We start from the raw sequence: 11,443 nt of genomic DNA, 5'->3' as shown, positions 1-11,443 counted from the left end.
GTATTTTTGTTTTTTATAGTGCGATTTTTTTTATTTTATATATTTTAATGCAACTTTTTTGTCATTCGTATATTAGTGTTTGCCTACTTGTTAAATGCAGGTAACAACTTCTCCGTAAGCACGAGGTTGTTAGTGAATAACTCACCCAGTTACATAATGGATATGACAATGAATAAGAAACTTTTAGCGCTAGCAATTTCTGGTGCAGTATTTGGTACACAGGCAGTTGCTGTAGAACTTTACAACGAAGACGGCACAGCGTTTTCTGTAGGCGGCCACGTTTCAGTAAACGTGAACGGTTCTGAAAAAGACGATGCATCAGTAGGTACAAACTCTCCACGTATCAACTTTAACGCTACTCAAGATCTGGGTAACGGCTTTACTGCTGACGCTAAAGGCGAATGGGCACTTAACTACCTAGATGGTGGTGATGACACATTTACAACACGTCTTGGTTACGTTGGTTTGACTCATGAAGAGCTTGGTCGTGTAGTTGCTGGTACACAGTGGTCTCCATACTACGATGTAGCTGCAGCAACAGATATGCCCATTGCTTTTGCGAATGACTTCCTATACGACAACCACGGTGCACTTGGTACTGGTCGTGCAGACAAAATGGTAAGCTACCGCAATGCTTTTGATTTTGGTGAAGCTGGTGAATTTAGTTTTGGTCTAGGTTGGCAGGGTGATAACGATGTTACTACTGAAACAGAAACGGTTGGTAACAACGGTTTAGTTATTACAACGCGTTCAACTGCATCTTACGGTGATCGTGTTCAAGCAACGCTTGGTTACTCTATTGCAGGTGTTAAACTAGGCTATGCATTTAACACTGGCGACTTCACTGAAGGCGGTGTCTCTAAGACTGCTGAATCTCACCTAGTATCTGCAGCATACGGTTCATACGGTTCTGGTTTATACCTAGCTGGTATCTACGGCTTTAATGAGAATATGAACGCTGGTCTTGTAAGTGGTACAACTCTTGAAGAGAGCAATGCTTACGAACTACTAGCAGCTTACGCACTTGCGAACAGCTTGAACCTAAGTGTGAACTACGAAGTTGTTGAAGGCGAAGTTCTTAAAGGTGGAACAACTACTACAGCTCGTGAAGAGTTAGCTCTACAAGCTGAATACAACTTCACTAGCAACTTTGTTGGCTACACTGGTTACCAATTCGATCTAAACGACGAAACTGGTTACAAGTCTGACGACAAGTGGACTCTTGGTGCTCGTTACTACCTATAAGTCGCAGACTTATTTAGCATAGTGTTTACTTCTTAAGTTTACCTTTTAGGATACTGTCCTAGACACCATGCTAAGCCCTCTCAAGCCTTTTGGTTTGAGAGGGCTTCTTTCGTTTTAATGCTCTTCAAATTTAACTGCCTACTTTAGTTTCATTTTCTCTAATTGATGTAAGCCGATGACTCTATTTCTGGAGGGTAGGTCGAGATATACACCGATATTTACCTAAAAGTATTCAAATCAATGAATTGAGCTCAAGATCAGAATTTAGAGATCGGTAATCATCTTGTCGAAGACTCTCATTTTATGATGCGCTAAACTCTGCTCTCTAAAAATAGTTCAGGGATAAACTATGAGCAGCGTTGTAGATCAGAAACAATTGATGAATTCGAAACGAACAGCAACCCCAACAAAAGTACTGTGTGTTGGGCGTAACTATGTCGATCACATTGAAGAACTTAACAATGCGATCCCTGACTCTATGGTGGTTTTCAATAAGCCAAGCACCAGCGTGACTTCCTCTCTTTCTTCGTTTCATCAAGAAGCACTGCACTATGAAGCTGAAATCTGCTTTATCGTTGAAAATGGCCAATACTCAGCCGTGGGCTTAGGGTTAGACCTCACCAAGCGTGAGTTGCAAAGTAGCTTAAAAGCGAAAGGCTTACCTTGGGAGCGTGCCAAAGCCTTTGATGGTTCCGCTGTCTTTAGTCGCTTTGCTCCCGTTGATAATTTTGATCTCTCTGACTTAAACCTAGAATTATTTATTAACTGTGTCCGCGTTCAAAAGGGTCACGTTGAGCAGATGCTGTATTCTCCACAAACTATCCTAGAAGAGCTCTCTTCTTACACGACTTTGCTTGATGGCGATGTTGTAATGACAGGTACCCCAAAAGGTGTTGGTGAAGTGCATCGAGGTGATATTTTCCTTGGTCGCCTAAAGTGTGGCGATACGACATTGATTGAGATCGAGTGGGTAGCAAGTTAAGTAGTCTTTTCTATTTGGTTAATAAATTTGCTTTATTGTTCTTTGATGGTATTTAATTCGAATATTTTACCATCCTACAACCAATTGCATCTGGAAGGGTGTTGGTAATTGATATAAAATCCGCCTCCGTTTTTATCAATACTGAAACCCATGATCGATTTAACCATCCTACCTGTTTACCTGACTGCCGTTGTTGCACTTCTCCTTTTACCTGGCCCTGATATGTTACTGATTGCGAGTTCAAGCATGAGCTATGGCCGTAAGGTCGGCGTGTTTGCAAGCCTAGGTAATGCGACTTCTGGAATCATTCTGACAGTATTAGCGGCTATGGGTGTATCAGCGTTGATCGCAATGAGCCCAATAGCGCTTAAAGCTCTACATTTGTTAGGCGGCGCGTACTTGTTGAAGATGGGATGGGACTGCCTGCGAACAGAGCAGGGTAACGCGCCTGAGTTAAGCGATAACTTTGCAGCAAAAGCCTACTATCAAAGAGCGCTAATCAGTAACCTGCTTAATCCTAAAGCGTTGGTTTTCTTTGTGATGTTTCTGCCTCAGTTTGTGTCGACGAATATTGAAGCGACTTCCGGTCAGCAGATGCTTGTTCTGGGTTTATTACTGAATGTTCTCGGCTTAACGTTTAACTTTTTGCTGGTGGCGTTAGTGGGTACGATTGGTAAATCTCTCGTAGAAAACGCGAAGTTTCGTACCTATCAACAGAAAGTCATGGGCGGAGTTTTCATCGTGTTAGCTATCTGGATGTTGTCTTCTTTCTTTACTTCGTAGACGAATCAAATCAGACATCTTCTCGTGGTTAGCCGCTGAGACAAAAATGGACGCTACGAGCGTCCATTTTTTATATTTAACCGTTACATGTTGAACGCGCTAAATCGCTATGAATTCAACTCTTGTTGGTGTTGTTCAATCAGTTTCTCCATGTACTTCTCACCGCGCAGGCGAGTGTCTTCGTAGGTTTCTGTCCCTTCAAATTTTGTCACCGTCTCATAGTAGATCTTAACTTTTGGCTCAGTACCGGAAGGTCTTACGATAATGCGTGAACCATCCTCGAGGTGATAGATGAGTACGTCACTTGCAGGCAGGTTAATGGCTTCAGTATTGCCTCCAATGACGAAGCGTAAAGAAGACTGCAAATCTTCAATTACAGAGATAGCGACACCGTTGATTGCTTTAGGCTGTGCCGAGCGGAGCCTAGAACCAATCGATGGTGAATCCGGGTCAAGCGCAATACTGCGTTGTGCGTTGGTGTGTACACCATGTTCCAACGATATCTGAGCAAGAAGATCCCAGACCGTTCGACCTTGAGATTTGAGCTCTTCAACCAGTTGAGCGAAAACAACGATGGCAGACAGCCCATCCTTGTCCCGTACTTGAGTACCAATTGTGTAGCCTAGCGCTTCTTCATAGGCAAACAAGAACTCGTTCTGATCATCTTCTAATTGCATGCCAATATTCGCCAACCATTTAAAACCTGTCAGCGTTTGGAAATAAGTCGCACCATGAGATTGAGCCACTTTTTCAAGTAAGGTTGAAGATACGATACTGTTACCAACTAATTGGTTTTTGGTATGCGGCTTTGAGAGTAGATAATGAGCGAATAGCACGCCGACTTGGTCACCTGTTAGCATTTTGTAAGAGCCATCATCTGTTCTCACTGCAACCGCAAATCGGTCTCCATCTGGATCGTTGGCACAAGCAATGTCGGCATCGACACTTTTGGCTAGGTTAACCACCAGATCCATCGCGCCTTTTTCTTCCGGATTCGGGAAGTTGACGGTCGGGAAGTTACCATCGGGCTCTCTTTGTTCTGCAACGCTGAATACCTTATGGAAACCAGAATCATGAAGTAGATCCTCAGCCATTTGTGCGCCGACACCATGCATTGCGGTATAGGTGATGGTGGTGTTCGCCGATTCGATCTCTTTACTCACGTATGGGCTCTGATTGATCGCAGCGCGGTAGGTTTGATAATAGCCTTCAGTTAACCACACCAACTTTCCTTGCGATTCAGCGTCACTTAGGCTCATTAAAGGGAGCGGCTTGGTCGATGCGATATCGATTTCAGCGGCAATACCCGCATCGTGAGGAGGAATGATTTGAGCGCCATTCTCCCAGTACACTTTGAAACCATTGTATTCCGGCGGGTTGTGACTGGCCGTCACCACAACAGCAGCGGCGGCGTTGAAGTGTTCAATGCCAAAGGCAACGATAGGGGTAGCCGCGACGTTAGAGGTTAGGTAAACCTTAATGCCTAAAGCCGTGAGTACGGAAGCGGTATCAATCGCGAACTGCTTTGAATCTAAACGGCCGTCATAACCGACGACCACACCGCGAATGGTCGCATTAGCGACATGTTCGATTAAGTAGTGGCCGAGTCCGGTTGCTGTTTCCTGTATGACTAAACGGTTCATTCGATTTGGGCCGCATCCAACTTTGCCTCTAAGTCCTGCTGTTCCGAACTCTAATCGTTGGGTAAAACGATCTTCAAGTTCGTCGTGCATTCCCTCATCGATGAGGTGTTGAAGTTCTTCACGAGTTCTTGGGTCTGGGTCTCTCGCTAACCAATTCATAGCATCTTGCATAATCACTAAACCTATTAATGTCTGTATGACTTACTGTTGATTTAATTTAAGTGATATTGATTATCATTTCCATGAAAGCAATCGTAAAACTCGATATAAAATAAATTCCAACGGCAAGAGGGCACGTAGATTAAGCCACTTCAAATAATTGACTGTTTAGTAAGTAAACTTACCTTGAACAATTGGATATCACTAACTAGCCTTTTACATAAATATAACAAAATTTAACAAATTCGCCGTTTTTGAATCTTTCATGGAAACCTCCAACGCTTTTGAACCGTATTAGTTCTTGGGTTTATATGAGGTCAGTAGCCTGCTCACAGGCTAGTTCCATGTGAGTTGTAGATTGAGATTCAGCCTTTTCATGTGTAGCCGGAATAACAATGAATGTTGTCCAGTTCGCAACGACATTTAGGTCGCAAGTATCCAATTAGGAAGGACAAGGAGAGATCTTTTGAAAAGATTACTGGTTAGGCTAGCGTGGCTTTTGAAGAGTTTTGTTGTGCTTTTAGTATCGCCTTTAGTGCACGCTAGCAGTGATTACAACATGACTCAAGGCGTCACTGAGATCAGTGGTAAGGTGTATGAACTTCATATGCTGATTTTCTACATCTGTTGTGCGATTGCCTTTGTTGTTTTTGGTGTGATGTTTTATTCGATTTTGAGGCACAGGAAATCGAAGGGCGCAGTTGCTGCCCATTTTCACGAAAGCACGAAAGTCGAAATTCTTTGGACCATCATCCCTATCATCATTCTCATCGCTATGGCGATACCCGCCACCAAAACCTTAATAGCGATGGAAGATACCTCCCAGTCAGATCTGACCGTTAAAATCACCGGGTCACAATGGAAATGGCATTACAGCTATTTTGGTGAAGACGTCGAGTTTTACAGCCTTCTAGCGACCAGTGACAAAGAGATTGAAGGCCTCGAAGTGAAAGGCGCGCATTACCTGCTAGAAGTTGATAAGCCGCTGGTACTGCCTGTTGACCGTAAAGTCCGTTTCTTGATGACTTCCGATGATGTGATTCACTCATGGTGGGTGCCAGCATTCGCCGTTAAGAAAGATACCATTCCGGGCTTTATTAATGAGGCTTGGACTAAGATAGATGAGCCTGGTGTTTACCGAGGGCAGTGTGCAGAGTTGTGTGGTCGTGCCCATGGTTTCATGCCGATCGTGGTGCATGCCATGGAAGAAGATGAGTTTGACGCATGGCTAGCGGAGCAGAAAGAGTTAGCGATAGCCGAACAACAAGCCGCAAAAGATGCATTAGGTGCGTCACTTTCCTTGGCGGAGTTGAATACCATCGGTGAAGAGGTTTACAAAACTCGATGTGCGGTTTGTCACCAAGCAAACGGTGAGGGCATTCCTGGAGCATTCCCTGCCATCAAAGGAAGTCCTATTGCCCTTGGTGATGTGGATGTTCATATCGACACAATTGTTTATGGTCGTGGCGGTACGGCGATGCAAGCATTCGATAATCAGTTAACCGAGAAAGAGATCGCAGCGGTAGTAACTTATCAACGAAACGCTTGGGGTAATGATACCGGCGATATTGTTCAGGCCTCAGATATCAACGCTTATAAGGCGAAGCAAGAAGGCAGTTCTGAAAGCTCAACGGATGATGCACAAAATGATGCTAAGGATCAGTTATGAGTTCACCAATCAATAAGCCGGTGAAATCGGCTCCAGCAGAAGATCAAGTACTGAGCCATTCTGCGGAAGGCACCTTGGGCAATAATGATTTGCCTGTTGATGATCACGATTCACATGCGGCACCTAAAGGCTGGGCTCGTTGGCTGTATTCAACCAATCATAAAGACATTGGTACACTTTATTTGTGGTTCAGCTTTGCAATGTTCTTAACGGGCGGCGCAATGGCGATGGTGATCCGTGCGGAGCTGTTCCAACCGGGTTTGCAACTCGTTGAGCCAGATTTCTTCAATCAGATGACTACAGTCCATGGTTTAATCATGGTATTCGGTGCCGTAATGCCTGCATTTACGGGTTTGGCTAACTGGATGATTCCGATGATGATCGGTGCACCAGATATGGCGCTGCCGAGAATGAACAACCTCAGTTTCTGGATCTTGCCTTTTGCGTTTCTAATCTTAATCGGATCTTTGTTTACAGAGGGTGGCGGCCCGAGCTTTGGTTGGACCTTCTACGCGCCACTCTCGACAACTTATGGCCCAGACAGTACCGCGCTATTCGTATTCTCAGTTCATATTATGGGGATCAGTTCGATCATGGGGGCGATTAACGTCATCGTAACCATAGTGAACATGCGCGCTCCGGGTATGACTTGGTTCAAGCTACCGATGTTCGTATGGACATGGTTAATTACCGCTTTCTTGCTGATAGCCGTGATGCCCGTTCTCGCGGGGGCTGTGACTATGGTACTGACTGACAAGTATTTTGGGACTAGCTTCTTTGATGCCGCTGGTGGTGGGGACCCGGTGATGTTCCAGCACATATTCTGGTTCTTTGGGCACCCCGAAGTGTACATCATGATCTTGCCATCTTTTGGTATTGTCTCAGCCATCATCCCTGCATTCAGTGGTAAGCGCCTGTTTGGTTATCACTCGATGGTTTATGCGACCTGTAGTATCGCACTGTTGTCATTCTTGGTTTGGGCACACCACATGTTCACCACGGGTATGCCAGTATTTGCCGAACTGTTCTTCATGTATTGCACCATGTTGATAGCGGTGCCGACCGGTGTGAAAGTCTTCAACTGGGTAGCGACCATGTGGCGGGGTGCTTTGACCTTTGAAACACCAATGCTGTTTGCGATTGCCTTCATTGTTTTGTTTACGATTGGCGGGTTATCTGGATTGATGCTCGCTATCGTGCCAGCTGATTTCCAATACCACGATACTTATTTTGTTGTGGCTCACTTCCATTATGTTCTGGTAACCGGTGCCGTGTTCTCGATTATGGCTGCTGCCTATTATTGGCTGCCTAAGTGGACCGGACATATGTACGACCACAAGCTCAGCCTGTGGCATTTCTGGACGTCGGTGATTTCAGTTAATGTACTGTTTTTCCCGATGCACTTTTTAGGGTTAGCGGGTATGCCGCGTCGTATTCCTGATTATGCGATTCAGTTTGCTGACGTTAACCAAGTCGTGTCGATTGGTGGTTTTGCGTTTGGGTTGTCTCAGCTAATTTTCTTATGGCTAGCGATTAAGTGCGTAAGAGGGGGAGAGCCTGCGCCAAGTAAGCCTTGGGATAGAGCTGAAGGTCTTGAATGGACAGTACCAAGCCCTGCGCCTCACCACACCTTTACCCATCCGCCGAAAGTGGATTAGAGGGCAGAACCATGAGTGATAAGCAAAGCGATCCCAATCAAGATAAAAAACAACTTAAGCGCCTGTCTAATAAGCGATCGACCAAAAAGCTGACGGGCTACTTGGTGTTGAGCGTGGTTGCGATGTTTTGCTTCGGTTTCGCTTTGGTGCCGCTCTACGATGTCATGTGTGAGGCCTTAGGCATCAATGGCAAAACTAATACTGTTTCAGCGGTGCAACCTCAGGGAATGCAGCCAGACTACTCTCGTACGGTTCGAGTCGAATTCATGTCCCACATCAAGCCAGATATGCCATGGCAGTTTTCGCCTGAAGTTCGAGTGTTAGAGGTTCATCCTGGTGAGGTGGTTCAAACTAACTACATTGCCAAAAACCTTTCTGGAGCCTCATTGGTTGGCCAAGCCGTACCGTCGGTTTCTCCAGGTATGGGGGCAACCTACTTCAATAAGATGGAATGCTTTTGCTTTAATCAGCAGCCATTGGACGGGCACAAGAGCGCAGAAATGGGTTTGATATTTTACATTGAGCCAGATATTCCAGAATCGATACATACGCTGACGCTCTCTTACACATTATTCAATATCACGAATGAGGTGGGTGCTGCGGCCAATAAATCTGAGCCTAACGTACTCGCAAGTAACTAGGAATTTACAGAACCAGTATCAACATAAGGAGTTGAGCGATGAGTTCTAAAAAGGAAGTGTATTTCGTTCCACATCAAAGTCACTGGCCATTGGTGGGTGCTGTAGCACTGTTTTTGGTCGCGGTTGGCGCTGGCTTGACGGTGCAAAACATGGGTACCGACGCCGCAGGTGGTGTGTTTGGCAAAGCGGTGTTGTTAGTCGGGTTTGCTGTGCTGCTTTACATGCTCGCAGGTTGGTTTAGCAATGTGATCACAGAATCATTGAGTGGTCTCTATTCTGAGCAGATTTCTCGTTCTTTTAGACAAGGAATGAGTTGGTTCATCTTTTCCGAAATCATGTTCTTTGGCGCTTTCTTTGGCGCGCTTTTCTATGCTCGAATGATTTCTGTGCCTTGGATTGGTGGTGCGGGCAATAATGAAATGACCCATGAAGTATTGTGGCCGATGTTCCAATCAATTTGGCCACTAACGACGACCCCTGATGGCGTAACGACACAAGCCATGCCTTGGCAAGGTATCCCGCTTAAGAACACCATTATTCTGCTGCTTTCCTCTGTGACGCTGCACATGGCACATATCAGTCTTGAACAAAATAAGCGTATGGCTTTGATCGTGTGGTTGGAGATAACCATTGTTCTGGCTGGCTTCTTCCTGTTCTTCCAAGTTGAAGAGTATCTTCACGCTTATCAAGAGATGGGGCTGACACTTCAGTCTGGCATCTACGGTAATACCTTCTTTTTGCTTACTGGGTTTCATGGCTTACATGTCTGTTTAGGGACGATCTTTTTGATTGTGTTGCTGGCAAGGGTTGCGAAAGACCACTTCACTCCGAAAGACCACTTTGCGTTCCAAGCGGGCAGTTGGTATTGGCACTTTGTTGATGTGGTTTGGTTGGGCCTGTTTGTGTTTGTTTATGTACTTTAACGATTGAGCCTATAGGGGATTAATAGGGGCGAGGGTTGGGAGTTATCACTCCTGATCCCAAAGCAAGTAATAATAGTAGCACGACAACGGCTGACCACATGACACGACGACCCAAGAAGTAACTGAGTCTTTTTCCATTGTGTTTACCTGAGGCGATTTGGATTAGGCCTTTCATCAAATTGAAAGCGATAAAAAACAGCAAAGCGACCAATACGACTTTAAATAACAGAACAAAGGTAGATGACGCCATAGTGATAACTCCAAACCGATTGATTGATGATGAACACAAGTTCCGCAGTAAAGGTTTTTGGATAGCGGTTGTTTTAACTGTGGTTTCAGTCGGCGCTTTAATCAAGTTAGGTTTATGGCAACTCGATCGTGGTAACGAGAAATTACGTTATGAACAGCAACTATCAGAAAGAGCGCAGCAATCGTTTAGGTCATTGGACACGGTTATCTCTGAATGGAAGGGCTCGCGTACACAAGCCCAAGGTACATCTGAACAGCAGTTTTTAAATGGTTTGAAGGTTGATGTTGAATTGGAAATACCAAGTGGTTTGGTGGTCTTGTTAGACAATCAGATTAACCAAGGAACGGTGGGGTATGTGATTTACATGTTGGGTGAGGTTCAATCTAAAGAGCAAGGCAACCAGCTTTTACACGAAAAGCAGTTATTGATCGATCTTGGGTTTGTTCCGGCAAGTAATGACAGAAGAGAACTACCGCAATTAGGAAGTATCACTGTACCAACCAAAATGTCAGGGCGCTTGTATACACGCTCAATTAATCCTTTAAGTCATGAGTTGGGTTTAGAAAATACGACACCGAATAGAATCCAAAACCTAAACATAGCAGCGTTATCACAGTATACAGGACAAGAAGTGCTGCCCTTTGTCTTCCAACCTCAGAGTTTAGATTCATGGCCCTATGAAATGTTATGGCGTCCAACGGCGATGAGGTCTGAGAAGCATTTTGGTTACTCATTTCAATGGTTTGTTATGGCTGCGGTACTTTTGTTTTTGATGTTGTTGATTGGCTATCGGTACCTAAAAGCAACACCTATCACGAGGAATAAGGATGGATAAATCTCAAGCACAAGTGAACAGGGAAATTACCGAGGCAAACATGGCTGAGCTCAGAAGCCGTCGTACTAAAGGACGCTTGGTATTAATCGGACTCGTTTTAATTTTCGCTTTGCCAGCCATTATCGCCAAAACTGTGTTGGATCAGAATTGGTATACGTCAGGTGTCACTAACTCAGGCGAATTGGTAGAACCAAGAATTACACTAGCGGATTTTGGCGTAACGGTACCCATGGCAGGAGAGGGTTGGGTTGTGGGGTATATCGCACCGATGGAGTGCGAAAGCTTGTGTGAACAACAGCTTCATTATTTGAATCAAAGCTACTTAGCGTTAGGGAAAAACAAAGAGCGAGTGACCGCCGTTGTTTTCGTCTCAGAAGGTAACTCGTTGTCGGGTTCGCTCAACAAGCCTGATTTATCTTTGTTAGCTGGTGGTGATCAGTTAAGCACCGAGTTTTCGCCGGCTTCCATTGTCATTATTGACCCGCTAGGACAGTTGGTTATGGAGTACAAAAGCGTGTCGGAACCGTCGCAGTTAGTCGGGCAATCCAAAGGTATGATTCATGATTTAAGAAAGCTACTTAAGCTGTCACGAGTTGGGTAGTTGATGGCGCAAATGCTTGAGCTTAAGCAGCGAAAGGGAATAAGTATAGGGAGA

General features: G+C 44.9%; 11 protein-coding genes. 9 read left to right on the top strand and 2 right to left on the bottom strand.

The annotated features are described in order from the left end of the window. Nucleotides 1–168 precede the first annotated feature (168 nt). The 3 genes from AB4623_RS04375 (at nt 169) to AB4623_RS04365 (ending at nt 3,010) form a co-directional block, all read left to right on the top strand. On the top strand, nt 169–1,245 hold the full coding sequence (locus tag AB4623_RS04375) for a porin (RefSeq protein ID WP_102332013.1): 1,077 nt from the start codon (nt 169–171) through the stop codon (nt 1,243–1,245). A gap of 349 nt (nt 1,246–1,594) precedes the next feature. Then, nucleotides 1,595–2,227, top strand: a complete 633-nt coding sequence (locus tag AB4623_RS04370) for a fumarylacetoacetate hydrolase family protein (protein WP_229648187.1) — start codon at nt 1,595–1,597, stop codon at nt 2,225–2,227. A 150-nt stretch (nt 2,228–2,377) separates the two neighbouring features. Then, nucleotides 2,378–3,010 carry a LysE family translocator gene (locus AB4623_RS04365; protein WP_017068640.1) on the top strand — a complete coding sequence of 211 codons (633 nt, stop codon included), beginning with the start codon at nt 2,378–2,380 and terminating at the stop codon, nt 3,008–3,010. A gap of 107 nt (nt 3,011–3,117) precedes the next feature. On the opposite strand, the gene AB4623_RS04360 is transcribed toward AB4623_RS04365, so the two are convergent. Then, nucleotides 3,118–4,824, bottom strand: a complete 1,707-nt coding sequence (locus AB4623_RS04360; protein ID WP_372100060.1) for a phospho-sugar mutase — start codon at nt 4,822–4,824, stop codon at nt 3,118–3,120. A 454-nt stretch (nt 4,825–5,278) separates the two neighbouring features. Between AB4623_RS04360 and coxB the strand changes: the two genes are divergently transcribed. The 4 genes from coxB to AB4623_RS04340 are packed head-to-tail and all read left to right on the top strand — an operon-like array spanning nt 5,279 to nt 9,703. Then, complete coding sequence (gene coxB / locus AB4623_RS04355; protein ID WP_017064841.1) at nt 5,279–6,481, top strand: cytochrome c oxidase subunit II; 1,203 nt, start codon at nt 5,279–5,281, stop codon at nt 6,479–6,481. Continuing rightward, entirely contained in the window at nt 6,478–8,139 is a 1,662-nt protein-coding gene (gene ctaD / locus AB4623_RS04350) for a cytochrome c oxidase subunit I (protein ID WP_017061756.1), read from the top strand. The genes coxB and ctaD overlap by 4 nt, the downstream gene beginning before the upstream one ends. 11 nt (nt 8,140–8,150) lie before the next feature. Then, on the top strand, nt 8,151–8,780 hold the full coding sequence (locus AB4623_RS04345) for a cytochrome c oxidase assembly protein (protein ID WP_372145830.1): 630 nt from the start codon (nt 8,151–8,153) through the stop codon (nt 8,778–8,780). A 38-nt stretch (nt 8,781–8,818) separates the two neighbouring features. Further along, nucleotides 8,819–9,703 (top strand): cytochrome c oxidase subunit 3, encoded by an 885-nt coding sequence (locus AB4623_RS04340; RefSeq protein WP_009845661.1) that lies wholly within the window; start codon nt 8,819–8,821, stop codon nt 9,701–9,703. Nucleotides 9,704–9,722: 19 nt separating this feature from the next. On the opposite strand, the gene AB4623_RS04335 is transcribed toward AB4623_RS04340, so the two are convergent. Further along, entirely contained in the window at nt 9,723–9,953 is a 231-nt protein-coding gene (locus AB4623_RS04335) for a DUF2909 family protein (protein ID WP_017066085.1), read from the bottom strand. A 1-nt stretch (nt 9,954) separates the two neighbouring features. On the opposite strand from AB4623_RS04335, the gene AB4623_RS04330 reads away from it, so the two are divergent. Further along, nucleotides 9,955–10,788: an SURF1 family protein gene (locus AB4623_RS04330; protein WP_367613547.1), complete on the top strand. Its 834-nt coding sequence runs from the start codon at nt 9,955–9,957 to the stop codon at nt 10,786–10,788. After that, the gene (locus AB4623_RS04325) at nt 10,781–11,389 is read left to right on the top strand and encodes a hypothetical protein (RefSeq protein ID WP_017061753.1); all 609 of its coding nucleotides are present in this window, start codon (nt 10,781–10,783) and stop codon (nt 11,387–11,389) included. Before AB4623_RS04330 ends, AB4623_RS04325 begins: the two co-directional genes overlap by 8 nt. Nucleotides 11,390–11,443 lie beyond the last annotated feature (54 nt).

It is taken from the genome of Vibrio sp. 10N.222.52.C12 (assembly GCF_041474215.1).
GTDB classification, from domain to species: domain Bacteria; phylum Pseudomonadota; class Gammaproteobacteria; order Enterobacterales; family Vibrionaceae; genus Vibrio; species Vibrio crassostreae_C.
The sequence above is the reverse complement of the archived record's forward strand: the minus strand, read 5'-3'. Positions and strand labels throughout refer to the sequence as shown.

Excerpts from the sequence above, each read along its gene's own strand:
- ctaD (WP_017061756.1), top strand. The coding sequence starts at position 6,478 with ATGAGTTCACCAATCAATAAGCCGGTGAAATCGGCTCCAGCAGAAGAT.
- AB4623_RS04370 (WP_229648187.1), top strand. The coding sequence starts at position 1,595 with ATGAGCAGCGTTGTAGATCAGAAACAATTGATGAATTCGAAACGAACA.
- AB4623_RS04365 (WP_017068640.1), top strand. The coding sequence starts at position 2,378 with ATGATCGATTTAACCATCCTACCTGTTTACCTGACTGCCGTTGTTGCA.
- AB4623_RS04325 (WP_017061753.1), top strand. The coding sequence starts at position 10,781 with ATGGATAAATCTCAAGCACAAGTGAACAGGGAAATTACCGAGGCAAAC.
- AB4623_RS04360 (WP_372100060.1), bottom strand. The coding sequence starts at position 4,824 with ATGCAAGATGCTATGAATTGGTTAGCGAGAGACCCAGACCCAAGAACT.
- AB4623_RS04375 (WP_102332013.1), top strand. The coding sequence starts at position 169 with ATGAATAAGAAACTTTTAGCGCTAGCAATTTCTGGTGCAGTATTTGGT.
- AB4623_RS04335 (WP_017066085.1), bottom strand. The coding sequence starts at position 9,953 with ATGGCGTCATCTACCTTTGTTCTGTTATTTAAAGTCGTATTGGTCGCT.
- AB4623_RS04340 (WP_009845661.1), top strand. The coding sequence starts at position 8,819 with ATGAGTTCTAAAAAGGAAGTGTATTTCGTTCCACATCAAAGTCACTGG.
- AB4623_RS04345 (WP_372145830.1), top strand. The coding sequence starts at position 8,151 with ATGAGTGATAAGCAAAGCGATCCCAATCAAGATAAAAAACAACTTAAG.